General features: G+C 72.2%; 19 protein-coding genes. 4 read left to right on the top strand and 15 right to left on the bottom strand.

Annotation, left to right across the window (positions count from 1 at the left end; translation table 11 throughout):
• Positions 1–336: 336 nt before the first annotated feature.
• Positions 337–885, bottom strand: a complete 549-nt coding sequence (locus ABTZ03_RS14740) for a hypothetical protein (RefSeq protein ID WP_350513314.1) — start codon at positions 883–885, stop codon at positions 337–339.
• Between the two features lie 247 nt (positions 886–1132).
• On the opposite strand from ABTZ03_RS14740, the gene ABTZ03_RS14735 reads away from it, so the two are divergent.
• Together ABTZ03_RS14735 and ABTZ03_RS14730 are read left to right on the top strand one after the other, a co-directional pair.
• Positions 1133–4573, top strand: a complete 3441-nt coding sequence (locus ABTZ03_RS14735; protein ID WP_350513313.1) for an SdrD B-like domain-containing protein — start codon at positions 1133–1135, stop codon at positions 4571–4573.
• Between the two features lie 424 nt (positions 4574–4997).
• Complete coding sequence (locus tag ABTZ03_RS14730; RefSeq protein ID WP_350513312.1) at positions 4998–5483, top strand: hypothetical protein; 486 nt, start codon at positions 4998–5000, stop codon at positions 5481–5483.
• A 205-nt stretch (positions 5484–5688) separates the two neighbouring features.
• Here ABTZ03_RS14730 and ABTZ03_RS14725 read toward each other — a convergent pair whose 3' ends face one another.
• The 14 genes from ABTZ03_RS14725 to ABTZ03_RS14660 all read right to left on the bottom strand — a co-directional run bounded on the left by ABTZ03_RS14725 (position 5689) and on the right by ABTZ03_RS14660 (position 22562).
• Positions 5689–6525: an alpha/beta fold hydrolase gene (locus ABTZ03_RS14725; protein WP_502894467.1), complete on the bottom strand. Its 837-nt coding sequence runs from the start codon at positions 6523–6525 to the stop codon at positions 5689–5691.
• Positions 6526–6580: 55 nt separating this feature from the next.
• The gene (locus ABTZ03_RS14720) at positions 6581–7297 is read right to left on the bottom strand and encodes a spheroidene monooxygenase (RefSeq protein WP_350513310.1); all 717 of its coding nucleotides are present in this window, start codon (positions 7295–7297) and stop codon (positions 6581–6583) included.
• Positions 7290–8750 (bottom strand): flavin monoamine oxidase family protein, encoded by a 1461-nt coding sequence (locus ABTZ03_RS14715; RefSeq protein ID WP_350513309.1) that lies wholly within the window; start codon positions 8748–8750, stop codon positions 7290–7292. Before ABTZ03_RS14715 ends, ABTZ03_RS14720 begins: the two co-directional genes overlap by 8 nt.
• Before the next feature lie 9 nt (positions 8751–8759).
• Positions 8760–10469 (bottom strand): AMP-binding protein, encoded by a 1710-nt coding sequence (locus tag ABTZ03_RS14710; protein ID WP_350513308.1) that lies wholly within the window; start codon positions 10467–10469, stop codon positions 8760–8762.
• Positions 10466–11776 carry a flavin-containing monooxygenase gene (locus ABTZ03_RS14705; protein WP_350513307.1) on the bottom strand — a complete coding sequence of 437 codons (1311 nt, stop codon included), beginning with the start codon at positions 11774–11776 and terminating at the stop codon, positions 10466–10468. Before ABTZ03_RS14705 ends, ABTZ03_RS14710 begins: the two co-directional genes overlap by 4 nt.
• Positions 11773–12156: a hypothetical protein gene (locus tag ABTZ03_RS14700; protein WP_350513306.1), complete on the bottom strand. Its 384-nt coding sequence runs from the start codon at positions 12154–12156 to the stop codon at positions 11773–11775. The genes ABTZ03_RS14705 and ABTZ03_RS14700 overlap by 4 nt, the downstream gene beginning before the upstream one ends.
• The gene (locus ABTZ03_RS14695; RefSeq protein ID WP_350513305.1) at positions 12153–13283 is read right to left on the bottom strand and encodes a saccharopine dehydrogenase family protein; all 1131 of its coding nucleotides are present in this window, start codon (positions 13281–13283) and stop codon (positions 12153–12155) included. The genes ABTZ03_RS14700 and ABTZ03_RS14695 overlap by 4 nt, the downstream gene beginning before the upstream one ends.
• On the bottom strand, positions 13276–14700 hold the full coding sequence (locus ABTZ03_RS14690) for a flavin monoamine oxidase family protein (RefSeq protein ID WP_350513304.1): 1425 nt from the start codon (positions 14698–14700) through the stop codon (positions 13276–13278). Before ABTZ03_RS14690 ends, ABTZ03_RS14695 begins: the two co-directional genes overlap by 8 nt.
• A gap of 3 nt (positions 14701–14703) precedes the next feature.
• Positions 14704–16236: an FAD-dependent oxidoreductase gene (locus ABTZ03_RS14685; protein ID WP_350513303.1), complete on the bottom strand. Its 1533-nt coding sequence runs from the start codon at positions 16234–16236 to the stop codon at positions 14704–14706.
• A gap of 4 nt (positions 16237–16240) precedes the next feature.
• Positions 16241–17842, bottom strand: coding sequence for an aldehyde dehydrogenase family protein (locus ABTZ03_RS14680; protein WP_350513302.1), 1602 nt, complete (start codon positions 17840–17842; stop codon positions 16241–16243).
• On the bottom strand, positions 17839–19197 hold the full coding sequence (locus tag ABTZ03_RS14675) for a TrpB-like pyridoxal phosphate-dependent enzyme (protein WP_350513301.1): 1359 nt from the start codon (positions 19195–19197) through the stop codon (positions 17839–17841). The genes ABTZ03_RS14680 and ABTZ03_RS14675 overlap by 4 nt, the downstream gene beginning before the upstream one ends.
• Positions 19194–19580, bottom strand: coding sequence for a hypothetical protein (locus ABTZ03_RS14670; protein ID WP_350513300.1), 387 nt, complete (start codon positions 19578–19580; stop codon positions 19194–19196). Before ABTZ03_RS14670 ends, ABTZ03_RS14675 begins: the two co-directional genes overlap by 4 nt.
• 170 nt (positions 19581–19750) lie before the next feature.
• Complete coding sequence (locus ABTZ03_RS14665) at positions 19751–21352, bottom strand: MFS transporter (RefSeq protein WP_350513299.1); 1602 nt, start codon at positions 21350–21352, stop codon at positions 19751–19753.
• 139 nt (positions 21353–21491) lie between these two features.
• The gene (locus tag ABTZ03_RS14660; protein WP_350513298.1) at positions 21492–22562 is read right to left on the bottom strand and encodes a ParB/RepB/Spo0J family partition protein; all 1071 of its coding nucleotides are present in this window, start codon (positions 22560–22562) and stop codon (positions 21492–21494) included.
• 830 nt (positions 22563–23392) lie between these two features.
• Here ABTZ03_RS14660 and ABTZ03_RS14655 point away from each other — a divergent pair.
• On the top strand, positions 23393–23680 hold the full coding sequence (locus tag ABTZ03_RS14655; RefSeq protein ID WP_350513297.1) for a hypothetical protein: 288 nt from the start codon (positions 23393–23395) through the stop codon (positions 23678–23680).
• 62 nt (positions 23681–23742) lie between these two features.
• Positions 23743–25083 (top strand): LLM class flavin-dependent oxidoreductase, encoded by a 1341-nt coding sequence (locus ABTZ03_RS14650; RefSeq protein WP_350513296.1) that lies wholly within the window; start codon positions 23743–23745, stop codon positions 25081–25083.
• Positions 25084–25146 lie beyond the last annotated feature (63 nt).

Here is a 25146-nt window from a genome sequence, read left to right as displayed (position 1 = left end):
AGATCGAACCGCGCGGCACCATCGAGACCGAAGCAGCACGCCGCCTCGCCGACGACCTCAACAACCAGTAGTCACCAGCTAACCCAACACTTTCTCAGTCGACCTGCCCGGCAGCGGAGACGGGCGCGCGGGCGGGATCAGCCGACCCCCGCACCCGTCGAGCCCCGGGCCTCGTTCGCCGGTTCGCCCGGCAGGCCGCCGCGTACGGTGCCGTCATGATTCAAGATCAACAACCGTTCCCCATAACGGTGGTGAGGGGCACGGTGGCACCCGCCGGGTCCGCCGGGGCGCGCAGGGCACGCAGGGCGCGCGAAAGAGCCGTCCTGGCCGGGCGGTTCAGGGGATGAGGGCGGCGACCCCTTCCACCAGCAGCATCCAGGTCGGGTGCCCGCCGGTGCCGAAGGCGGCGGCCAAGGCGTAGCCGATGGCGGCGTCGGCCGGGCGGGCGTCGGCGTCCTCCCGCCAGTCGGCGATGACGATCTGGTCGCCGTCGCAGGAGAAGTCGCCGAGGCGCCTGCCGTCGCGGGTGAGTCGACTGCTGGGGATGGAGTCCGGGACCAGGACGTACACCGCGCCCCGGTGGGAGACCTCGACCCGGTAGGAGCCCCGGAGGAACCTGCCCCGGCCCGGCCGGAGCGGCACCGGGGCGCCGTCCACGGTCAGGGTGAGGCGCTCGGCGTCGCGGGTGCCGATCGCGATCTGCGGGTCCGGTTCGCCGTTCGGCTTTCCGTCCGGGTCCCCCGCCGGGTCGCGGGTGAGGACGACGGTGGGAATCCGTTCGCCGGAGACGGTCACCCGCTGCTGGCCCCGGAGGTCCACGGTGATCGCGCCGAACACGGTGTCCTCGGTGGTGAAGGGGACGGGAGCGGTCGGGCGGTCGGTCATCTGGGCTTCCTCCGGTCGGTCGCTTTACCCGTTCTTTGCCTCTCGTCCTTTGTATCCCGTCCGGGCGTGCGCGGAGTACGACGATCGGGTGATTCCACGGGCGGCGATCGGGGGGCTCGCGGCGTCCGGGCGGATCGGGGCGCAGGGTGGTGGGGGTCGTGCCATCCGTGGGCCGGGCAGGTGAATCACCGTGACCCGTCCTCGCGCCGTCAAGAGCGGCGTCGGGCAGTCGGATGAACTGCCTGCCATGCGACTTCGATTCCGGACCGGGCGGATCGCCTCGGTTCTGGCACTGGTGGCGGGCTCGCTGCTCAGCAGCAGCGTGCTGGCGCCACCGGCCCAGGCCGCGATCTCCTTCACCAAGAGTGTGGACAAGGCGACGCCCTCCCCGGGGGAGAACGTCACCTACACCCTGCGCTACACGTGCTCGATCACCGAGTGCGCGAACGGCCAGATCCTCGACACGCTGCCCGCCAACATGCAGTTCGTCGGCTGGACGCCCGACCCGTCATCGGTCGACGAGGCCGCCTCCACCGTGCCCGCCACGGGCGCGATGGGCGGCACCATGGACATCAAGCTGAAGAACCTCAGCCCGGGCACCACCGCCACCATCACGGTGACGATGAAGTACCCGAACTTCTCCACGCCCAACGGGGCGGCCTCGACCAACTCGGCGACCATGTCGGCCACCGGCGAGACCTCGCAGACCGCGACCGCCGACACCAAGGCGGCCGTCCAGCCGCAGTACACCGTCACCAAGGGCATCCAGACCTCCAGCAGCGACGGACGCACCGTCACCTACCAGTTCAGCGCCTGCGCCACCGACAACGTGCCCAACGTCGACCTGGACACCAGCCGGCTGCTGGACACCCTGCCGCCCGGCGCGGTGGTGGACCTCGGCCGCTCGCCGGGCTGGTCCCAGGTGGCCCCCGGGCCGAACACCTGGGGCTACGACATCGGGGCGTTCACCTCCGGCAACGGGCGCGGCGGCTGCCGGCTGCCCGGCGTGCTGGTCGTCAACTACCCGGAGGCCGACTTCCCGGACGGGACGACCTCCGACAACACCGTGGACCTGCTCGGCGCCCCGCTCACCGAGAGCGAGCGGCGGCTGGACTCCTCCTCCACCACCACCGGCCAGTTCCGCCCCCCGGCGAGCGGCGTGGTGGTGACCGCCAGCAAGGTGTGGCGGGAGACCACCGTCTCCGGTGACCTCAACTCCTTCAGCCTGTCGGCCACCAACACCTCCGGTCCGGCCACCAGCCTGACCATGACCGACCCCGGCGCCGGCAGCAGCGACGGCGTCTACAACTGGATCTACCCGCAGTCCCTCCAGTTCGAGCCGTGGAACCCGACCAGCATCCAGCTCACCGTGCAGTACCGCCTCAACGGCGACCCCACCTGGCAGACCTTCACCCCGACCAGCCCGCTGAACGGCTCCAGCCCCCGCCGGATCACCTTCGTCCAGGGCGCGGGCGACCCCGCCAACGACGAACTGGGCATCCCGGCCGGACGGTGGCTGGACGGCCTCAAGTTCACCTGGGACGGCCCCATCCCCACCGGCTGGAGTCCCGGCAACGCCGTCCAGCTGGTCACCCAGGTCGCCACCCCCGGCCACGACGGCCGCCCGGCCCCGGCCCCGCTGACCAACTGCGTGGACACCACCGCCAGCGACGGCAACAACAGCGCCTCCGCCAACGCCTGCGCCTCCACCACCATCACCCCGGCGACCAACCTCGGCGCCGCCAAGACCACCGTCGCCGGCGAGCTGTCCGCGCCCGGCGGCAAGGCCACCTTCCAGGTCATCCCGTACAACCGCAGCGCCCGCGACCTCGACCGCCCGCTCGTCCTCTACGACGTGCTGCCGGCCGGCGTGGTCTACATCGACGGCTCCGCCCGCCCGGACCCGAACTACCCGGACGCCAAGGCCCCCAGCTCGATCACCGTCACCCCCGGCCCCGACGGCCGCCAGATCCTGAAGATGGAATGGCCCGCCGGCGCGCCCGACATGACGTACCTGCACGACCAGCTGGCCTACCGGATGCTCTTCGACGTCCAGGTCGCCAGCAGCATCCGCTCCGGCGAGCTGACCAACGACATCTACGTCACCGTCGACCGGCCCACCAACCCGGTCTCCTGCATGTTCTCCGGCTCCGACAGCGGCAGCACCCCCGACGTCATGGACCTCAACGGCAACGGCGACACCACCGAGCTGATGTGCCACGCCTCCTCCAAGATCCAGGTGGACGTGCCGGCGGTGCTGCGCTCGTACAAGGAGGTCAAGGGCGACCTGGACGCCGACTACGTCACCATCGGCACCGCCACCCCCGGCGGCCAGACCTCCTGGCGGATGACCGTCCGCAACGACTCCCCGGACCCGGTCTCCGACTTCATCGCCTACGACAAGCTGCCCACCCCGGGCGACAACTACGTCCTCACCCAGGACGCCCCCCGCGGCAGCGCCTGGACCCCCTCGCTGAGCCAGCCGATCACGGCCAGCGACCCGACCGTGGTCATCGAGTACACCACCGACCCCAACCCCTGCGTCGAGCCGGTGATCGTCACCCGCACCGGCTGCAACAGCGCCGCGACCTGGAGCACCGCCTTCCCCGGCCCGGGGACCGCGACCTGGTTCCGCATCCACCGCCCCGGCACCATCGCCTCCGGCGACGCCTTCACCCTCACCTGGCCGATGGTCGCCTCCTACGACGCGCCCGAGGGCGACTACGCCTGGAACAGCTTCGCCTTCACCGCCACCGACAACGAGGGCCGGCAGCTGCTGCCCGCCGAGCCCGCCAAGGTCGGCGTCGCGGTCAAGCGGATGGCGCCCTCCAACAACGCGCTCGGCGACTTCGTCTGGCAGGACCTGGACGGCTCCGGCATCCAGAAGCCCGGCGACCCCGGCATCCCCGGCGTCACCGTGAAGCTGCTGGACGGCAACGGGCAGCCGGTGCGGGACAAGGACGGCAAGCCGGTCACGACGGTGACCGACTCGACCGGGCACTACCTGTTCGACAACCTGCCGGACGGCAGCTACCAGGTGCAGTTCGACCTGTCGACGCTGCCGTCGGGTGCCACCGTCACCAAGCGGGGAGCGGGCACGGACCCGAGCAAGGACTCGGACGCCGACCCGACCACCGGGCTCACCCAGACCGTCACCCTGAAGGGCGGCCAGCGGGACCTGGACCTGGACATGGGCGTGATCCTGCCCACCACCTCGCCCTCGCCCACGGCCTCGCCGTCGCCGACCTCGTCGCCGTCTCCGACGTCCTCGCCGAGCCCGACCTCGTCGCCTTCGCCGACGTCTTCGCCGAGCCCGACGTCCTCGCCGTCTCCCACGTCGTCCCCCTCTCCCACGTCGTCCCCCTCGCCGACGTCTTCGCCGTCTCCGACCGCGTCGCCGAGCCCGACCTCCTCGCCTTCGCCGACCGCGTCGCCGAGCCCGACCTCCTCGCCGACCGCGAGCGGGTCCCCGAGCCCGAGCGGCTCGCCGTCGCCGACCCAGACGGTCGGCCCGACCGGGAGCCAGAGCCCGACCGGCGGCACCCCGTCGGGGTCGAGCAGCCCCTCGCTGCCGAACACCGGCAGCCGGATGAACGGCCCGCTGCTCGCCGCCCTCGGCGGGGTCGCGGCCCTCGGCGGCCTGATCCTCTGCGTCACCGCCTACCGCCGCCCCGGACGCCACAGCTGACGCCCGACGCCCGCTGACGTCCACCGACAACTGCGACGGACAACCGAACAGCAGGGCCTGATCAGTGGCGCCGCCTCCGGGCGGCGCCACCGGCGCGTTCGGACGTCGTGCACCGGGCACCCGGGCCGGACGGCGGGCGAAAGGATCCGGACAAGTCGGCAGCCCGTGCAGGGGCCGGTCGAGCGGTGGGGGCTGAAGTCAGGGAGCCGTTCGGTCGGATCCGCCGGGGAAAGCCGTGGCCGGATCTCGTGGCGGCTTCCGGAAAAACGGTTGACAGTGCGTACAGAAAATACTCGACACACTTATCCGGTAATTCCCGGAGTGTTTGTCGACGAATGTGAAACCTTGTCCCACCACGTCATTCGTGGAGTAATGGTCATGTCCTTCTCGATCGGGAGGGACTCGATCTCCGAAAGGGAATTCCATGCGCTACGGAAGGTTCGGAACGAGCGCGCTCCTGGGAGTCGGCGCGGTGCTCGCGGTCGGGTTGGGGACCGCTCCGCTGGCGACGGCCGCCCCGGCCCCGGTGGCGCCCGCTTCGGCCACCGTCACGTTCGACTGCGGCAGCTTCGGGAGCGGGGTGGCGACCCTGGTGGCCTCCCAGAACGGCACCGCGGCGACGATCTCCGGCAGCGGTTCGATCATCGCGCCGTTCGCCATCCCGGCGAACGCGGTCACCTCGACCCTGACCCTGGCCAACGCCTCCGGGGGAACCAGCACCTTCTCCGGGACCGCAAACCCCGCGGCGGCCCAGGGGGCGGCCTTCGCCACCGGTCCGATGACCGGTTCCGTCAACTCCGGTGACAGCCTGACCGCGACGACGCTGAACCTCAGCTACCCCGCGGCCGGCATCTCGGTGAACTGCACCGCCACGACGGCGCCGGCGCCCGGCCCGTTCGTCTTCTCCTGATCCGCGCACCGGGCTCCCCGGTTCTTCCGGAGAGCTGAGGAAACAGTCGTGGCCGCCGTCCCGGGACGGCGGCCACGTCATTTCTCCGGGAATTCAGCGGGCCCTTTTCAGGGGGCGGGGAACCGGGGTCGAACGAGGACGGCGAAGCCGCCACGCGCACGGCGTGGCGGCCTGGGCCGGACGAGTGGCCGGACGGGCGGCCGGATTACGGCGCCCCCCACTTCCTGATCGACTGGGCGAGCAGGGCGGGTTGGTCCAGCGGCAGCAGCGAGTACGTGTCGGCGATCTCCACGTGCCGCCCCTGGGGCAGGGCGTCGGCGAGCCGGCGACCGTGGTCCGGGGGCATGACGCGGTCCTTCTCCGCCCACACGACGAGGGCGGGCCGGTCGAACCGGGGGAAGTGCTCGGCGGCCGCCACCAGGGCCCGCCGGTCCGCCGCGATCCCCCGCAGGGCGCGCACCGCGTCCCGCCGGATGCCGGGCTGGGTCAGCACCGGCTTCATCCAGCGGGCGACGACCGGGTCCCCGCGCTTGGTGAGCCAGCCGAAGGCGATCGGCAGCCGCCGCACCGGCTTGAGCCGCATCTGCTGCATGAAGGCGCCGAACAGGCTCGGCGGCAGCTTCCCGGTGAGCACCACGGTCCTGCCGGTGAGGCCGGGAGGGAAGTTGTCGAAGGCGTCACAGGCGACCAGCACCACCCGGCCCACGCGGGCCGCACCCTCGGCCATCAGGAGCTGGACGAGGGCACCTCCGGTGTCGTTCCCCACCAGGGTCACGTCGGTCAGGTCGAGGCGCTCCAGGAACTCCGCCACGAGCCGGGCCTGTCCGCGGGGTGACAGGTCGGTGCCCTCCCGCACCGGCACGGTGTGGCCGCCGAGCGGCAGGGTCGGAGCCACGCAGCGATGGTCGGCCCGCAGGTCGGCGATCACGTCGTCCCACAGCGAAGCGTCCATCAGGAGGCCGTGCAGGAACACGAGCACGGGCCCGTCGCCGCCGGTGTCCGTGTACTGGAGCGTTCCCGCGGAGAGCTCGACTTCGTCCATCGTCATGCTCCGGATCACTTCCCCAACTAGGTTGTGCCGTTGTCGGATTGAGACTTCAGGAGGTCAACGGGCCGAGTGGGTCGCGCCCTTCCCACTGACCCTCCGATCGGTAGGGCCGAAGGCGTACGAACGACGTTTCGTGGTGGAAGGCCCGGTCGGCGTGCGCGGCCATCGCCTGTGCGTGCCCGCCCGGGTAACTGCTGACCGTATAGTCCCGCATCTCCCGCGTGCTGCGCCAGACCGAGAGGGTGCTCACCAGGTTGGGCGGGCGGATCAGTGAAGTGCCCGCCAGGAAGGCCGGATGCGTGCGGGCCTCGCGTTCGGCGGCCGCCGCGGCGGCCAGGAACGGGCCGGCCCGGTTCGCGCGGACCCGGGCCATGGTGAGGACGGCCACCGGGCCGTCGGTCACCGGCTGTTCCTGGCGCGGAAGGTCTTCCAGTCCCGGCCAGGAGCCGATGGTGCGCACCGGTTCGAACCGCGCGTTCCAGCCGCGCCGGTAGATCCGGACCCGTGGATGCGACAGGAACCGGTCGAGGGAGTCGTCGTCCTCCCAGGCGGCGAGCAGGGCGACGCCCGTCACCTTCACCCCCGGGACCAGGCCGGTGCGCAGCGGTTGCATGAGCCAGGTCTGGGACCAGCGCAGGCCGTCGACGGCGGCCGGGTCGGGCCGCGACCGCAGGGCGGTGAGGGCCTCGCGGGCGCCGACCTCCGCGATGTGCACGGACATCAGCGACGAGCGCCGGTGGACGGGAGTCGTCGGATCGTCAATCATGCTTCTCGGCCTCGTCCATTCGTCGGAAGACATCGTCGAACCGGTTCTCCGGAGCGGCGTCCGTCCGGGCGGGAGCCTCGCCGGAGTCGCGCCCGATGACCTCCAGCGCGACCCGTCGGCCGGAGTCGATGGCGCCCCCCATCGCTCCGTACTCGGCGGTCACGGTCTCCGCTCCGGCCCAGTGGATGCGCCCGATCGGTTCCCGCAGGCCGGGCCCGTAGGAGGTGTAGAGCCCGGGTGGGGCGTAGGAGTGGTAGCAGCCGCGGGTGTAGGGCTCGGCCATCCAGTTCTGCTCGATGACCTCGTACGGCCAGGCGGCGCGCGGGCCGAAGAAGCGGGTCAGCGCGCGCAGCACCGTCTCCCGCCGTTCGCCGGGCGCCAGCCGGCTCACCTCGCGGGCCGCCGGACCGGTGACGAAGACCGCGAGGACGCCGGGCGTGCCGTCCGGCGGGCACGAGTCCATCACGGCGCGCACCGGGCCGTCCGGGCTGATCACCATTCCGGTGAGGCCCTCCTTGCGCCAGAACGGCTCGTCGTAGAGGGCCAGGTACTTGATGGCCGAGCCGAAGGTCAGCCGCTGCGTCAGCTGGTCGCGGTGGGCCGGCAGCGGGGGGTCGTAGTCGATGCGGCCGGCCAGCGGGACGGGGATCGCCAGCACCACCCGTCGGCCGACCGCCTCGAACCCCTCGCCGATCACCCGGACGTGGGTGCCGGTGTGCCGGACCTTCCGCACGATGGCCCCGTGGTACGTCTCCGCCCGGATGCTCTCGGCCAGTCGCTCGGCGATGTTCTGCGAGCCGCCGACGAAGCGGCGCTCCAGGGTGCCGCCGGTGACCGAGGTCATGGCCCGGAAGCCGCCGGCCCCCTGGGAGTAGTAGAGGACGTGCAGCAGCGAGACGTCGGCGGGCGTGGCGGCCAGGCCCGCTTCGATCATCACCTGCATCAGTCGGCGCCCGCCCCGGGTGCGCAGGTTGCGGCGGGCCCAGGAGGCCATGGTCTCGCTGTCCCAGCGGTCGGCTCCCGGGGCCCGCCACGGGGCGTCGAGCGGCACCCGCCGGGCCATCCGCTCCAGCCGCAGGGCGGCCTGGCCGAAGTCCGCCAGGGTGGCCGGGCCGATCCGCGGCATCATGCCCCGCCAGCGGACGAGTTCGCCGTCCCAGTCGATCAGCCGGTCGCCCTCGTCGTGCACCCGGTAGGAGTCGATGCCGAGCTCGCGCGCGGTACCGGCGATGATCCGCTGGGCCTTGCCGTGGAACTCGGCGCCCAGTTCGACGATCTTCCCGTCACCGATCGGGGCGCTGAGCGCCCGGCCGCCCAGCCGGTCGCGGGCCTCCAGCAGGGCGACCGACCGTCCGCTCCGCTTCAGCTCGCGGGCCGCCGTGATCCCGGCGAACCCGCCGCCGACCACGATGACGTCCGCCTCGACGGACGGATGCTCCCTGATGTCCCGCACCTGCTCCTCCTAAGCGCCTTCGCGCAACACGACGTCAGGGCGGATCGCTCCCGATCCGTCGCCCCCACCGGCCTTGAGCTTCTCCGTGAGCAGGTAGCGCCGGGCCTTGACCGTCGCGGTCCGGCGGAGTTCGGCGCGGTCGACCAGGAGCGGAGCCCCGAGGCCGGTCAGGCCCGCCGAGGCGGTGCGCCAGGCGTCCTCGTCCAGCGGCTTCCCGTCGCGCATGCAGACGACCGGGACGGGCTTGCCGTCGCCGTCCGGCACCACCACGACCTCCTCCGCGTCGGGGATGCGGTCGAGCAGCACGTCCTCGATCCACAGGCAGCTCTCGACACCGTCGATGCGGTCGGCGACCCGGTCGAGGACCTCGACCTGGTGCCAGCGGCCGCGCCGGCCCCAGTCCCCGGTGTCGAACCACCGGCCGTGCCGGCGCTTGGAGAACGTGTCCGGAGTGCCGACGAAGGCCAACGCCTGCGCGCGGGTGCGCACCTGGACCATGCCGGGGTCGGTCTGTGAACGCCGGCGCCGGCCGGTGGCGGGGTCGGCGATCCGCACCCGCACGCCGGGCACGGGCCAGCCGACGCTGCGCGACTCCCGCCCGCTCTGGCGCCGTACCGAGCCCCTGGTCTGCATCCGCAGTGTCACCACCTGCGTCTCGGTCATCCCGTAGGACTGGAGCCAGACCGGCATGGTGCGTTGGGAGGCGTCCAGCAGCCGGCGGACGGTCCGGGGGTGGATCGCGTCGAAGGTGTTGAAGAAGACCCGGACGCTGGCGAAGGGGTTCGACGGATGGTCCGCCAGCGGCTCCCAGCCCACGAAGGCGTTGGGGTGCGCCTCCACGATGGTCGGCCGGTAGCGGCCGAAGAGGCTCAGGACGGTCTCGTCGTCCGGGTTGCCGATGCCCAGCAACGGAGTCCCGCGGGAGAAGGCGGCCAGCTGGGTCGTGGTGGCCCGGACGTGCACGTGCGAGATGGCGCTGGCGAACAACTCGTCGGGGGAGTGGACGAACGGGGCCATCGCCTCGACCCCGGCGGTGAACGAGACGCCGGTGCAGGAGATTTCGGCGAGCTTCGACACCCCGGTGGTACTGGACGTGTGGGTGATCATCATCGGATCGTCCGGCTTGAGCGGGTCGGGTGCCGGCACCGGGCCGCCCCAGAGGTCCTCCACCGGGATGCCGCCGTCGATCGGGGCGATGGCCGTGCAGGAGAGGTCGCGCAGCCGGGCCGCGTCCAAGCGCGCGTGGGCGGCGGTCGCCGGGTCGGTCACCACGAAACCGGGCTTCAGCCGGTCCAGCAGGACGGCGAGGATGTCGGGGTCCAGCCGCGCGGACAGCAGGGCCGGGATCGCGCCGATCCGGGCGCAGGCCCAGGCGAGCGCCTGGATGTCGTAGTTGGGGCTCTTGACGATCGCCACCCGGTCCCAGCGCCTGACGCCGGCCCGGCTCAGTACCGCCGACATCTGGCGGACCAGCACGGCGAACTCGACGTAGTCGAGCTCCACCCGCTGCTGCGGGTCCCAGGCGAAGGGCTGGTCCAGGTAGATCGGCACCCGTCCGAACCGCTCCGCGGCGGCCTCGGCCATCAGGCCGATGTTGAACGGCCGCAGGACCGGGAGACGCGGCCCGACCGCGCTGCGGAGCAGGCCGATCGGACTGGTGCGGCGCGCGGAGAGCGGAATCGTCGTCCGCCGCGCCGGTTCGCCACCGGTGGTGCTCATGGATGTGTCCTCCTCGTCGAGTGGGTACGGCGCTCGTCGGCGAGGAGGCGCTCGTACTCGTGCGGATCCACCAGCAGGTGCCCCGAGGAGTCGTGGAAGCGTCGGTCCTGGCGGCGCCGGGCCGCCCGGATCCGGGACCACATCTCGCCGCGCGGGGGCAGCCGCACGGTGCCGGTCAGCAGGTCGCCGATCCACTCCGACTGGGCCTCGGCCAGTGGCATCAGTGCGGTCATCGAGTGCAGCAGGCCGACGAAGTACAGACCCGGGAGCTCCGGCGGCACCGCCTGGTGGTAGAGCGGCGGTGCGTCGTCCCCACCGCGCACCAGCGACCCGTCGAGGAACGGGAACGCCAGGCGGTAGCCGGTGCAGTGGATGATCGCGTCCGCGTCCACCACCTCGCCGTCGCCGAACCGGACCTTGCCGCCCTCGGCGGACACGATCACCGGCTTCGGGGTGATCCGGCCGTGCGCGATGGCCGGCAGGAACTCGCTGTTGGCGATCAGCGGACCCCGACCCGGCTTGTAGGGCGGTGCGGGCAGGCCCCAGTCCGTCATGTCGCCGTGCACGAGCTTGATGACGAGGGAGACCAGGGGGCTCCGTTGCTCCGGGGTCAGCCGCCTCATCAGGGGGGAGAGGCGGTCGATCGGACGGCCCTCCAGGATCTTGGGGACCACGTAGTGACCGGTGCGCACCGCCAGCAGGGTGGTCCCGGCGACCCGTGACACCTCGGTCGCGATGTCGGCCGCGGTGGCGCCCAGCCCCACGACGACGACGGTGCGGCCGGCGAACTCCTCCGGTCCCGCGTAGTCGACGGAGTGCAGCTGACGGCCGGTGTACTCGCCGTCGAAACGGGCGTGGACCGGCTCGCCGTGCCGGCCGCCGGACGCCACCAGAACCGCCTGGTAGCGGTGGGCCGTTCCGTCGTCGAGGGTCACCGCCCAGCTGTCACCGACCGGTTCGACCCGCCGGACCCCGGTGTCGAAGCGGATGTGCCGACGCAGGTCGTAGCGGTCCGTGTAGTCGTCGAAGTACCGGGCCACCTGGGCGTGGTGCGGGTAGTCGGGGAAGTCCTCGGGCATCGGGTGACTCGGGTACTGCATCACCGACTTGGAGGTGTTGGCGAACAGTGACGGGTAGCCGGGGCCGCGGCCCTGCGGCGGCGGGTAGCGCCAGAGGCCGCCCACCTGCGGGCCGCGCTCGAAGCAGTCGAACGGGATGCCGCGCAGCGCCAGCGACCGGCACGCCGCGATTCCCGAGGCACCGGCCCCGATCACGCACACCCGGTCCGTGGCGCCGGCCGCGTTCACTCGGCCACCTCGGCGCGGTCCGTCGCGAGCAGCCCCGCCACGCCGAGGCCCGTCGCCAGCAGTGAGGCCGCGGTGTCGACCGCCGCGGCGGAGCGCTTCTTGCCGGCCCGGAACCCGAGCAGTCCGGCCGCCACGTCCAGCGCGTCGCAGGCGATCCCGGCCCGGTACCACAGCCGCCGTGCGTCGCCCCGGCTGGCCAGCAGCCCGGCGGCCAGGGCCAGGTTGCGGGCGGCGAACAACCGGACCAGGTAGCGCCCTTCGGCGTCGTCGGGGATGCCGAGCGTCCTGGTGCCGACCCCCGGCACCAGGAACGCCGCACCGCCGATGCCGCGCAGCCCGCCGAGCAACAGCGCCGCCGTGCTCCCTGACTCCCTGCTCATGCGATGTCCTTTCGTGCCGTCGTCGACGGATGGGGGCCGGGGGGCCGGGTGAAGCCCGAGAGCCGGACCACGACGCCGGCCCGGCGCAGGGCGTCGAGGTCCGCGGCCGGCTCCGCGTACTGCTCGGGGAAGGAGATCCCGGGTGCCGTGTCCGGAGCCAGCACCCGTTCGGCGGCCAGCACCGCTCCGAGTGCGCTCAGGTGCGCCTGGCCCGAGGGGTCGAGCAGTTCGACCGAGACGGAGCGGGTGGCGTTGCTCGCGGTGACCGTCAGACCGGCGAAGTCCCCGGTGCCGGGGCGTTCCAGCAGTGCGGAGCGCACCCGACGCAGGCCCGGCCGGGCCAGCAGCCGGAGCGCACCGGACCGCTTGAGGCCGACCAGTCCGTACAGCGAGGCCCGGCTCTGCAGCGCCAGCCGGGTCCGCACGGTCGGGACCCGGAGCAGCAGCGGTGCCGTGCTCTGCTCCAGGGTCCCGATCAGCGCGGCCGCCCGCACCACACCGTCCGGACAGCGCACCTCGCGCAGGTCGGACAGCGGCTGGGTGGGCCGTCGCCGGCCGTCGTGCATCGGGTAGTACGGCCAGGCGAGGCGCTCGCCGAACCCCCAGGAGTCCGGCCCGACCCGGTCGTCCGTCGAGGCGAGGACGGTGATGTCGACCCGTTCGGCGGCACCCAGTTCGTGCACGGCCGCAGCGGCCGACAGTGCGCCGAGTCCGGCGAACCAGCTGCCCGACAGGTGTACGGGGGCGGGCGGTCGTTCCCTGGCCGCGGCCACCGTGATGTCCAGGATCCCGGCCGGCGCGGCACGGTGGATGTCCGCGATCGGGATGCCCCGCCGCATGGCATCGACGATCAGGTGGTCGTCCGGGTCGCTCACCACGGCCAGGACCGCCGCCGGACGCTCCGGCAGGGCGGCCAGCGGTTCCTCGGCGCCGACGTCGACGGTGACCGTCGACGCCCCGATCGAGGCGGCCAGCGCTCGGGCGTGCCGGGGGGTGCGGCCGCCGAGGACCAGCGGCAGCCGCGGGTGGCGCTGCCGCAGGAGCCGGGACACCTGCGCCCCGACCACGCCGTAGCCGCCGACCACCAGGAGGGGTGCGGCCGGTGCCGGGCCGACCCGCCTAGCCACGGCGCACCGGGTCCGCGGCCGCGAGCTGCCGGACGGACTCCCCGGAGTCCCGGGCGATGATCTCGCGGGCCGCACGGCGGCCGGAGTCGACGGCGCCGCCCATCGAGCCCATCTGGTGCACGCCGCTCTCGGTGCCCGCCCAGTGGATGAGCCCGATCGGCGTGCGCAGCGCCTGGCCGTAGGCCGTGTACAGCCCCGGCGGGGCGAAGCCGTGGTAGCAGCCGCGGGTGAACTCCGCGTCCAGCCAGTTCTGTTCGACGAAGGCGCGGGGCCGTGCGGCCTGCGGGCCGAAGGCCTCGGCGAGTCCGGTGAGCACCGCGGCACGCCGTTCGGACGGCGTCAGCCGGGCCAGTGCCCGGGCCGCCGATCCGGTGACGAAGGCGGACAGCACGCCGGGGCTGCCGTCGGACGGCGACGTGTCGAAGGCGACCCGGAAGGGGCCGCGATTGCTGGTGACCTGGCCGCTGAGCCCGTCGGCCCGCCAGAACGGTTCGTCGTAGACCGCCAGGCACTTGATCGCCGCACCCGCGGGCATCCGCTGGGTGAACTGGTCGCGGGTGCCCGGCAGTGCGGGCTCGTAGACCAGTCGACCGGCGAGCGTGACGGGAAGGGCGATCACGGCGTAGCGCGCCCGCACCTCGTAGCCGGTCCCGCTGACGAGCACCGAGTCCGCGCGCTGTTCGACGCGCCGTACGGCCGCGCCCGTGCGCAGCTCCTCGGGCAGCCGGGCGGCGAGCCGGTCCGGGATGCTGTGGGCGCCGCCCTCGAACCGGTAGCGCTGGATGCCGCCGCTGACCTCCACCAGGTAGCGGAAGCCGCCCGAGGCGTTGGCGTAGTACAGCACGTGCAGCAGCGACAGGTCGGCCGGGGAGGCGCAGTAGCCCGCCTCCATGACCATGGTGAGGAAGGCCCGGGCCGCGGGGGTGACCGTGTTGCGGCGGCACCAGGACCAGAAGGTCTGGCTGTCCAGCCACCGCGCGTTGGGCGCCCGCCAGGGGGCCTCGGGCGGCACGCTCCGGGCCAGTCGTTCGATCCTGAGCACCGCCTGCCCGAAGTCGGCCAGGGTGGCCGGTCCGACCCGCCACGGGAACAGCCCGGTGTACTCGTACCGGCGGCCGTCGAGGACGGTGATCCGCCTGCCCTCGTCGTACGTCCGGAACCCTCGGACGCCGACGGACGCGGCGGTCGCGGCGATGGCGGTGCTCTTGTCCCCGAAGTACTCGCCGCCGAGGTCCACCGCCTTGCCGTCGCCCAGGTCGAACCCCTTGAGCCGGCCGCCGACCCGCTCGCGGGCCTCCAGCAGCCGCACGGTGTACCCGGCGTCCTTCAGCGTGCGGGTCGCCGTCAGCCCGGCCAGTCCGGCGCCGACGACGACGACGTCGGCCTCCATGCGGCGCTCGTCCGCTGCCTGCGACATCTGTCAGTTCCCCGTTCTCTCGTGGTGCCGTTCCGTCGCCGTCGTCGCCGCCGCCGCCGCCGGCGCCGTCCGGCCCGCGGAGGCGGAGGCGGAGGCGGGGCCGGTCGTCCGGTCGTCCGTCGGGGCCGGCTGCCCCCGCTCCGCCCGGGGGGCCGAGGTCAGGTCCGAACTCGCCAGCGCGGGATGGCGGTTGATCCAGCGCCGGCGGGGTTCGCGGGCCAGCAGCCGGGCCGCTTGCCCGATCAGCGGCCCGCGCGGAGCACGGCCGGACAGCAGCAGGCGTCCGGTGGCCACGCCGAGGTCCCGGAGCGGGAACACGTCGTAGTAGCGCGAGCGGTGGCTGAACAGGTCCAGGAAGCGGTCGGTCTCGCCGCGTTCGTTCAGCGCCCGGACGGCTTCGGGAACCATCGGCGGCAGGGCGCCCGCCTCGCCCAGGGTGGTGGCCAGCCAGTAGTGGCCCTCGAACCGTCGGTCGCGCCAGTGGCCCCAGCGCCGGAGTGTCCGGTCCAGGTGCCGTGGTGAGCCGCCCAGGCCGTCGACGACGGCCCGGGCCAGCGCCTCGACCTGGAGGAAGGCGTCGCCGATGCCCCGGCCCGCCGACGGGTCCTTGAAGTGCCCGGCGTCGCCGACGAGCACCCAGCCGGGGCCGGTGGCCTGCCGGAAGTAGCCCTCGAACTTCACGATGCCGGAGATCCGGTCGGCGATGCGGGCGTCGGCCAGTGCCGCCGCGGTGGGCTCGCAGGCGCGCATGTGGGCGAGCAGTCCGCGTTCGGTGTGGCGGCGGAAGTACTCCCGTTCATGGGCCTCGGGGGAGACGCCGACCAGGTACAGGCCGTGGTCGGCCGGCCCGGCCCACACCATCCGGTCCCCCCAGCGGTGGAACACGAACAGGTCGGAGTAGGCCGGGTCGGCCCCTTCGAAGAAGGTGAAGTAGTAGCTGCGCTGGTTGCGGTTGACGTTGTACTTGCGGGACCCGCACAGGGACGCGACGGTCGAGCTGCGGCCGTCCGCACCCACCACGAGCGGGGCGTGGAGACGTGCCTCGGAGCCCTTGGTCCGGGTCCGCACACCGCACACCCGGCCGTCGTCCCACAGGAGTTCGACGACCTTGGTGTCCGTCCGGACGTCGGCGCCGGACTCGATCGCCCCGTTCAGCAGGATCGAGTCGAGCAGGTGGCGCCGGAGGAACGCGGCGCCACCGACGTCGTCGAAGCGGAGCGGGAAGCGCTCGGTGAAGCGGACGTCGTCGAGCCTGGTGTCGGCACGCTTCATGAAGCGCACGCCGGTCTCCTCGACGGCCTCCAGCAGGCCCAGCCGCTTGAGGAACAGCAGTCCGTCCGCCTCCATCAGGTGCGAGGAGAGGGTCGGCCTCGGGAACACCGCCTGTTCGATCAGCGCCACCCGCAGGCCGGCGCGGGACAGGAGGGTCGCGAGCGGCGACCCGGCGCAGCGACCGCCCACGACGATCACGTCGAACCGTTCGACGGCCGACCGGGTGCGCCGGGGTGGGCCCGGGGGAGAACCGTTGGTCGACATGGCGTCAGTCGTCCGCCTTCTCCGTCGTGGTGAGGACCCGTGGGTCCAGGGGGCGGGGATCGCCGGTGCCGCGGACGATGCCCTGGAGGTGCGTGGTGCGCAGTCCGGCGTAGTTGAGCTCCCCGTAGGGGCCGCCGGTCTGCCGGTTGCCGCCGTGGGTCGACAGGATCGGGCTGAACCCGATGTGCGAGTCGTTGATCTTCAACTGGCCGCCGTTGCCGACCTCGGTGGCGAACCGGTCGACGAGGTCCTCGTCCCGGGTCCACAGCGAGTTCCGCAGCCCGTAGGCGTTGCCGTCGAGGAAGTCGACGACGGCCTCGAAGAGCCGCTCGTCGGAGTCCTCGTCCGGGACGATCACCGGGAGCAGCGGGAAGAAGGTCTCCTCCCTGACCACGGACAGGCCGCGGGCCCGCTCCAGCCCGTCGAGACGGATGACCGTGGGCTCGCAGAAGAGGCCCGTGGGCGACTCCAGCCCGTCGAGGCCGACCCGCTCCCCGCCGCAGAGGAGTCGTCCGCCGGCGCCGAGGGCCTCCGCCTTGAAGTCGAAGAAACGGTCGACCTTCAGCACCGGGCTGAGCAGGACCTCCGGGTCCTCGGGCTGTCCGGGACGCAGTTTGCGGACCCGTTCCACGAACAGGTCCAGGAACTCCTCGGCCACCGCCGGGTGGACCACCGCGTACTTGGGGACCATGCAGATCTGGCTCGAACCGTAGAAGCTCTCCTCCAGGGCACGGGCCGCGGCGTCGAGGTCGGCGTCCCGCCAGACGACGAACCCGTCGTTGCCGGCCAGCTCCAGGACCGCCTTCTTGCCGTTCCTGAGGCACTCCTCGCCGAGCTTGAGCCCGGCCGGGCTGTCACCGAAGAACAGGATGTCGTCGACCAGCGGGTTGGAGACCCAGTCGCGGAGGATCCCCGCGGCGGGGCCGCAGATCAGGTTCACCGTGCCGGGCGGCGCACCGTGCTCCTGGAGGATCGGTACCAGGAGCTCGCGGTAGACGAACATCACGCTCAGCGGCGAGGAGCGGGGCGCCTTCACCACGAGCGTGTTGCCGGCGAGCAGGGCGAAGATGCCCATGGTGGAGTTCGAACCGGCGGCGTTCTGCGGCGGGTTGACGCACACGACGCCGTCCGGCTTGCGGACCAGGTCGATCCGCCGGCCCTGCGACTCGAAGGTCTGGTGCAGCTGGGACTCGTACCACCGGATGGTGGCCTCGTCCGTGCCGCACAGCATGCCGCTCACCTCCCACTGGGCGAGCCGGCGGGGGTGGCCCTCGGCGATCAGGATCTCGATCAGCTCGTCGGCCCGCGCGGCGAGCCTCCGGTTGAACTCGACGACGATCCGGCTGCGGACCGCCTGCGGGGTGCGGCCCCAGGCCCGGCTCGCCTTCCGGGCGGCCCGTACGGCGGCGTCGTTGGCGTCCATGCCGCCCAGCGCGCAACGGGCGACGACGTCGTCGGTCGGTACCGCGCCGCGGTTGAGCTCCAGGGAGCGCTTGAGGTCGAACGCGGGCTTGGGGTCCTCCAGGAAGGCGGAGGAGCGCACCACGTAGATCCAGCGGTCGCCCTCGACGTCCTGTCCGTCGATGTGCAGCGGGTACGACTTCACGAGGCCGTCACCTCCGGACCCGGGGTGACGAAGTCCTCTTCCTCGACGTCGCGCAGCGCGCCCGCGTTGAACCGGCCGTACGCCTCCAGGTCGAGCAGGCCGTGTCCGCTGTAGCAGAACACGATGGTGGCGTCGCGTCCGGTCCGCTTGCACTCCTCCGCCTTGTCGATGACCGCGCGGATGGCGTGGTTGGTCTCCGGTGCCGGCAGGTAGCCCTGGGTGCGGGCGAAGAGGGTGCCGGCCTCGAAGACCTCCGTCTGCGGGTAGGCGACCGCGTCCAGCAGGCCTTCGTGCCGGATCAGGCCCACCTGGGGGGCGCAGCCGTGGTACCGCAGGCCGCCGGCGTGGATGGGCGGGGGCACGAAGTCGTGGCCGAGGGTGTAGGTGTACACGCCGGGGCCGCGTCCGCCCGCGTCCGCGAAGTCGAGGCGGTACTCGCCGCGGGTCAGCGGTGCGCAGGCGTCGGGTTCGGCCGCGACGATGTCGATGTCCGCGCCGTTGAGCTTGTCCTCCAGGAACGGGAAGGCGAAGCCGCCGAGGTTGGAGCCGCAGCCGACGGAGGCGATCAGGTAGTCGGGGGAGCGGCCGATCTCCTTGAGCTGCTCACGCACCTCCTGGCCGATGACCGTGTGGTGCAGCAGGCAGTGGTTGGAGAAGGCCCCGACCGCGAGCCGGGCGCCCGGGTCGTCGTAGACGCACTCGATGGCCTCGCTGACGGCGGTGGCCTCGCTGCCCGGGTGGTGGGGGTTCTCCGCGAGCAGCTTGCGGCCGAACTCGGTGGAGTCACCGGGGCTGGGACGGACCTCGGCCCCGTACGTCTCCATCAGGTGACGCCGGTAGGGCTTCTGGTGGTAGCTCGCCCGGACCATGAAGACCAGCAGGTCCAGGCCCATGAGCCGGCAGGCGAGGGCCAGCGCGGTGCCCCACTGGCCGGCCCCGGTGTCCGTCACCAGCTTGGTGTGGCCGTCTCGCTTCGCGTAATAGGCCTGCGCCAAGGCGGAGTTGAGCTTGTGGCTGCCGCTGGGCGAGGTCGCCTCGTACTTGAACCAGATCTGTGCGGGCGTGCCGAGCTCGCGCTCCAGGGCGACGGCGCGGATGAGCGGTGTCGGACGCCACATCCGGTAGGCGTCGCGCACCGGTTCCGGGATGGTGATCCAGCGCTCCAGCGAACTCTCCTGCGCGGCCATGGCCTTGGAGAAGAGGCGCTCCATGTACTCCTTGGTGACCGGCCGGCCGGTGGCATTGTCGAGGTACTTCTCCGGGAGTCGCGGCAGGTCCGGCATGACGTTGTACCAGCGGGTCGGAATCCGGTCGACGGGGAGGTCGACCCGGTCCATCAAGTGCGAGTGGTTCATTTCCCCGTGTCTCCTTGACGTGGTTTTTCGCGGAACGCGGCGGAGCGGTTCTCGAAGAACGGCGCGCCCGGTACCGGCGCATTCCTGTGCGCGCCCGCCGGCGGGCGGGCGGAGTGGCGAAAGCCGAAGAACCGGCGGCCGGGCGGCAGGGGGAATCCGGGCGTGCGGATGAATTCCGCTTCCTGGGCGCGGCCGTCGGCGGCGGCGTGGTCGGAATTCGCCACCGGGTAGTGATCGGAGGTCGCGATGAAACGCGGAACTCCGGTGAATTCTCTGGTCTTTGCGATCGATTCGCGTGGGGCGGGATCGCTTCCGAAAGTGTTTGCGACACTAACAGCCTGATTGTGGTGCGGGCAACGGCTTCCGGTCGTCTGCCGATTCACCCGCGAATTACGCGCGAACATGTCAGCGGCGGGACTGGTTCGTCGAAGTCGCGGGGGGAGTTCGACGAACGGGAACGGCCGGCCGCCCGCGTTCCGTGCCCCGTGGGGCGGAATGCGGACGGCCGGCCGTGGGGTGCCGACCGGGCCCCCGGAGGGGTGGGCGGACGGCCCTACTGGTGGGCTGCCTCGGGGGTGCCGGGGTTCTGCGGCTCCGCCGCCAGGTCCGGCCGGATGCCGTCCAGGGCGGTCGCGTGCAGGTCCTTGGCCCGCAGGGAGAACGCCGCGATCACGGCCGCCACCAGGGCGACCACGGCGCAGAGGACCATGGCGTCGTGGAATCCGGTGGTGAAGGCGGCTCGGCCGTCGTCGACGATGCGATCGAACAGTCCGGGGCCCGCCGCGCGCGCGGCCGTGTCGATGCTGCCGGCACTGATCGCCGTCGCGGTCTCCCCGGCGTGCGGCCCCAGCAGGCCGGCGGAGCCGGAATGCAGGAACGCCTGCGCGACCCGGTTCTCGAAGATCGACCCCGCGACCGCGATCCCGAGGGCGGTGCCCACCTGCTGGAACGTCTCGTTGATGCCGGACGCGACACCGGCCCTGGCCGGCTCGGCGACACCGATGGCCAGCGCCGCCCGGGTCGGGTTGAACAGGCCGAACGCCGCACCGGTCACCAGCAGGCTGGGGACCAGCGCCGTCCAGCTGTCCTCGGGGTCGCTGAACAGCGTCAGCAGCAGAGCCCCGCCGAGCAGGACCTGGGAGGCCGCCATGACGACCCGGAACGGCACCCGGCCGGCCATGCCGCCGGCCGCCGCACCGAAGAAGAACATGCCGAGCGAGAGTGGCAGGAACTGCAGTCCGGCCTCCCAGGGCGAACTGCCCAGCACGCTCTGCAGGTAGTTCGTCTCCAGGAAGATGGGCGGAAGGCCCGCCACGTTGGCGAGGAACGTCACCACGCACAGGCCGATGAAGGTGGGGCTGCGGAAGACCGTCACGTCGAACATGGCCCGTTCGCCACGGGCTCGGGTCAGGGCCGCGAACGCGCAGAGGGACACCGCGGAGACGACGTACAGCGCGATGTTGGTCGCCGAGAACCACCCGTCGGTGTTGCCGCGGATGATGGCGAGCACCAGGGCGGCGAGGCTGACCGTGAAGGTGACCATGCCCAGGACGTCCGGCGGGTTCGCCGTCCCCGAGCGCGACTCCCGGAGCCGGCGCATCGCCAACAGGCAGGCCACCCCGCCGACCGGGACGTTGATGAGGAAGATCCACCGCCAGCCGGGACCGCTGGTGAGCGCGCCGCCGATCAGGGGCCCGGTGGCGACCGCGATGCCCACTGCGGCCCCGAACGCCCCGAACGCCTTGGCCCGCTCCTTGCCGTGGAACTCGTGCCCCAGCAGGGCCGGACCGACCGCGAACATGACGGCCGCCCCGACGCCCTGGACGCCCCGGCTGATGTTCAACATGCCGATGTTCCCGGCGAGACCGCAGGCCAGCGACGCCAGGGTGAAGACCACGAGGCCCACGGTGAAGGTCTTCTTGCGGCCGCTGCGGTCGGCCACCGCGCCCGCGGTGACGAGAAAGGCCGCGAGGGTCAACGCATAGGCGTCGAAGACCCATTGCATGTCGTTGAAATCGGCGTCCAGGGATTCGTGGATACCCGGCAGCGCGATGGCCACGATACTCAGGTCGAGCATGAGCATGAAGGTGCCGACGGATACCACCGTCAGCGTCCACCACCGCAGTGCGGCCGGTGGTTGTGATGTCGCGGTCATGCCGCCTCCGTAGCATCAGGGATGGAAGAGACGGGAAGGCGTCCGGCCGGTGTCATCGCCCGGGGGCTCCGGGCGCTCTTCCCGCTTGGTGCGTTCCGGTGTGTGTCCGTGGTCTTCGGCGGCGGTCGAATGCCACGGGTCAGGTCGCGGACGGCGGCCCGGCGGTCTCGGACCGGCCGTCCATGGCGCGGGCGAACTCCAGCCACTGCTCGGCACAGGCGCGTGCCATCAGGGCCACGGCGTCCGCCCGGTGCGTCGGTACGCCGTGCGCCAGCCGGTTCCACTGGTCCGGCTTCGCCAGGTGGACGTTGAGCAGCTGCAGCAACTGGCGGCCGGAGTCGGACAGGCGCAGGGAGGGGTCCTTGCGCAGGCTCTCCAGCGTTCTGGAGTTCGCGGGGTACGCCGCCCCCTGGCCCTGGGGCATCGTGTCCACCGGGCCGCCGACCCCCGTACCGGGCGAGGGTTGACGTCGCCGCTGCCGAGGGGGTACCACGTCCTGGCTGCGGAGCATCCGCTGCCGGACGTCCCGGGCCGTCGCGACCGCGATTCCCGCGGCGTCGGCGACCTCGCGCAAGGACGCCGTCGGGTCGTCGGCCATCAGCCGGCTGGCGAGCAGGCGGCCCTCCGCGGCGTTGAGCGGGCGGATCCGACCGTCCCTGCCCAAACGGGCGTTCAATTGCGGATGGTCGGCAGTTGAACGGCGCCGGACCGCGGCGACGGTCCTCGCCGCCAGCCCGGAGGCCTCCGCGATGCGGCGGTCGGACCACTGCGGATGCGAGGCGATGATCCGCTCCGCGGACGAGGTCCGGTCCGCCTCGGTCAACGGCAGGCCGTGTGCGTGGTTGAGGCGGACGGCCAGGACGAAGGCGTCCTCGTCGCGCCCCTCGAAGAGCCGGGCCCGGATGAACTCCTGGCCGCGCAGAGCGGCCGCACGGACCCTGTGCATGCCGTCGACGACCTGCCCGGTGTCCCTCCGGACGACGATCGGTGGCAGCGGCTCGTCCACCTCGGCCAGCAGCCGGACGTGCGCGTCGGATTCGCCGGCCACCCGCGGTGAGTCCGCGGGCAGCAGCGACTCGACCCGGACCAGCACGACGGTGTCGCCGAGCAGGCCGCTCGGTTCGGGTCGCGAGGCCTGCGGCGACGCTTCGATGATGCTCCCGGATTCGTTCGGGTGGTCCGGGCGTGACGGCTCCACTGCATCGTTCATGATCCCCCGTTCGTTCGCCATACAACTCGACCCCCGTAGCTGCGGGGTGGCGAACCCTCGCAGCTTGCATGCTGATCACCACGTCGAATGTGCACGACCCCGACGCAGTCGAAGCCGTGTCCTCGGCCCGAGTCGACTCTCCTCTCCCGTCGCATTCCCTGCCCGCCGGTCGGCGGACCGATAAAACGCGAACGCCGGTGCGGTGCGGCGCTGTTGTCGATCAAGCAATGGTCCGACCGGTGAACTCGTCGGCTCGCACGCGAACTCGGGCACCGCTTCGGCGATGTCCGACAGGCGGAGATCCTTCGGGCGGAATCCAGTCATCCCCTTGTGTCGATGGATGCGGCGCCGTACCTCGATCGGCCGCCGACTGCAAGCAACCTCGTTGCCAGTGACTGAAGTTGCTGGTCCGACGCATTCGCCGACAGCCTGTCCGCCGGTGTGCGGCAGAGTGGACCACCGGCTTCATGATCCGTCAACAAGCAACAATTCCAGCCTAGTTGGCTTTACGCAGTCTAGGCACGATGTTTGTTCCGGTTCAACCAATTCCGTTGGGTGGACAGGCAGTTCGCCGACCGTTGGCGGCGGCGCGCGGGCCCGGCCCGGAGGCCCGCCCGGCGGTGACGGGCACGGCCCGGCGCGGGCGGCCCGCTGCCGCAACCCCCTTCTGGACTCCTTCTGATCGCCTTTCGGCACTCGGGTGCCGTTCGAGGCCGAGTGGAAGGTGGTTGGAAAGCGCACCCGACTGGACTGTCCTCCGTCGGGGACGCCCGACCGGACGGACGGTAGCCGCCGCAGAGCGCGGCGGACGGCACAGCGGGGAGAGCGCGATGACGAAGACCAGGATCCTGACCCGTACGGTGCTCGGCCTGGCCGCCGGGGCGATGGCGGTCCTGGCGCTGGCCGGCCCGGGGGAGCAGCAGAGCGACGACACCCACTGGGGCCTGGCCCGGCAGTCGGCCGACACCCACTGGGGTCGCTCGCCGCTGGCCGGCCCGGGGGAGCAGCAGAGCGACGACACCCACTGGGGTCGCTCGCCGCTGGCCGGCCCGGGGGACCGGCAGAGCGACGACACCCACTGGGGCCTGGCCGGGGAGCCGGACGGCCTCGGGCTCTGAGGCCGCGCAGCACACGACCGAACAGCACACGGCGGAGCGACAACCGACAGGAGGGAAAGGTCATGGGCGGCACACGCCGGATGATGAAGCTGGGGGCCTTCATGCTGGTCCCCGGGTACCACGTCGCCTCCTGGCGGCACCCGGTGGCCAGGGCCGACGGCGGCCTGGACTTCAGCCACTACCGGGAGCTGGTCCGGACCGCCGAGCGGGCCAAGTTCGACATGTTCTTCGTCGCGGACGGCGTCGGCATCCGCACCCCGTACCAGGACGCCGAGGAGCTCAGCCGCTGGGGCCGGTTCCTGCAGTTCGACCCGATCACCCTGCTCTCCGCGCTGTCGGTGTCCACCGAGCGGATCGGCCTGGCCGCGACGGCCTCCACGACGTACAACGAACCCTTCCACCTGGCCCGCAAGTTCGCCTCGATCGACCACCTGAGCGCCGGCCGGGCGGCCTGGAACATCGTCACCTCGGTGACCGACGCGGAGGCCCGCAACTTCAACCGGGACTCCCAGCCGGACCACGGCGCCCGCTACCACCGGGCCCGGGAGTTCATGGAGGTGGTCACCGGGCTGTGGGACAGCTGGGAGGACGACGCCTTCCTCTACGACAAGGACGGCGGGCGCTTCTTCCGGCCCGAGAAGCTGCACCTGCTGGGCCACCGGGGCGAGCACTTCTCGGTCGCCGGCCCGCTCAACGTGGCCCGCCCGCCGCAGGGTTACCCGGTGCTGATCCAGGCCGGCGCCTCCGCCGACGGCCAGGACTTCGCGGCCCAGTGGGCCGAGGTGATCTTCACGGCCAGCCAGACCCTCGCCGAGGGCCAGGCCTTCTACCGGGCGATGGGCGAGCAGGTCCGGTCCCACGGGCGCGACCCGGAGCAGGTGAAGATCATGCCCGGGCTGTTCCCGGTGGTCGGCCGCACCCGGGCCGAGGCCGAGGACAAGTACGCCGTGCTGCAGGAACTCGTCGACCCGGTGGTCGGGTTCGGCCTGCTCACCCAGCTGCTGGGCGACGTGGACGTCTCCGGCAGCCCGGTGGACGGCCCGCTGCCCGAACTGCCCGAGACCCAGGGCAGCACCAGCCGGCAGCGGCTGGTCTACGACAAGGCGCGGCGCGAGGGGCTGACCATCAAGCAGCTCTACCAGTCCGTCTCCGGCGGCCGCGGCCACCGGGTGCTGATCGGCACCCCGGCGGAGATCGCGGACGCGATGGAGGAGTGGTTCACCGGCGGGGCGGCCGACGGCTACAACGTGATGCCGCCGGTGCTGCCGGACGGCCTGACCGACTTCGCCGACCTGGTCGTCCCCGAGCTGCAGCGCCGCGGCCTGTTCCGCACCGAGTACGAGGGCACCACGCTGCGCGACCACCTCGGGCTGCACCGGCCCGCGCACCCGAAGTCCGTCTGATCCCAGCACGCCCAGTACGCCCGGCACACACAGCAGACCCGACACCCAGCAGACCCGACACCC

Origin of the sequence: Kitasatospora sp. NPDC096077 (assembly GCF_040303245.1) — a bacterium.
Lineage (GTDB): Bacteria > Actinomycetota > Actinomycetes > Streptomycetales > Streptomycetaceae > Kitasatospora.
Note: the sequence above shows the minus strand (reverse complement) of the source record. Positions and strands in the feature narration are given on the sequence as shown.

Bases quoted from the DNA above. Each gene is read 5' to 3' on its own strand.
- ABTZ03_RS14650 (WP_350513296.1), top strand. From the start codon at position 23,743: ATGGGCGGCACACGCCGGATGATGAAGCTGGGGGCCTTCATGCTGGTC.
- ABTZ03_RS14735 (WP_350513313.1), top strand. From the start codon at position 1,133: ATGCGACTTCGATTCCGGACCGGGCGGATCGCCTCGGTTCTGGCACTG.
- ABTZ03_RS14740 (WP_350513314.1), bottom strand. From the start codon at position 885: ATGACCGACCGCCCGACCGCTCCCGTCCCCTTCACCACCGAGGACACC.
- ABTZ03_RS14665 (WP_350513299.1), bottom strand. From the start codon at position 21,352: ATGACCGCGACATCACAACCACCGGCCGCACTGCGGTGGTGGACGCTG.
- ABTZ03_RS14710 (WP_350513308.1), bottom strand. From the start codon at position 10,469: ATGAGCACCACCGGTGGCGAACCGGCGCGGCGGACGACGATTCCGCTC.
- ABTZ03_RS14720 (WP_350513310.1), bottom strand. From the start codon at position 7,297: ATGATTGACGATCCGACGACTCCCGTCCACCGGCGCTCGTCGCTGATG.
- ABTZ03_RS14690 (WP_350513304.1), bottom strand. From the start codon at position 14,700: ATGTCGCAGGCAGCGGACGAGCGCCGCATGGAGGCCGACGTCGTCGTC.
- ABTZ03_RS14660 (WP_350513298.1), bottom strand. From the start codon at position 22,562: ATGAACGATGCAGTGGAGCCGTCACGCCCGGACCACCCGAACGAATCC.
- ABTZ03_RS14700 (WP_350513306.1), bottom strand. From the start codon at position 12,156: ATGAGCAGGGAGTCAGGGAGCACGGCGGCGCTGTTGCTCGGCGGGCTG.
- ABTZ03_RS14730 (WP_350513312.1), top strand. From the start codon at position 4,998: ATGCGCTACGGAAGGTTCGGAACGAGCGCGCTCCTGGGAGTCGGCGCG.
- ABTZ03_RS14655 (WP_350513297.1), top strand. From the start codon at position 23,393: ATGACGAAGACCAGGATCCTGACCCGTACGGTGCTCGGCCTGGCCGCC.
- ABTZ03_RS14725 (WP_502894467.1), bottom strand. From the start codon at position 6,525: ATGGACGAAGTCGAGCTCTCCGCGGGAACGCTCCAGTACACGGACACC.
- ABTZ03_RS14685 (WP_350513303.1), bottom strand. From the start codon at position 16,236: ATGTCGACCAACGGTTCTCCCCCGGGCCCACCCCGGCGCACCCGGTCG.
- ABTZ03_RS14675 (WP_350513301.1), bottom strand. From the start codon at position 19,197: ATGAACCACTCGCACTTGATGGACCGGGTCGACCTCCCCGTCGACCGG.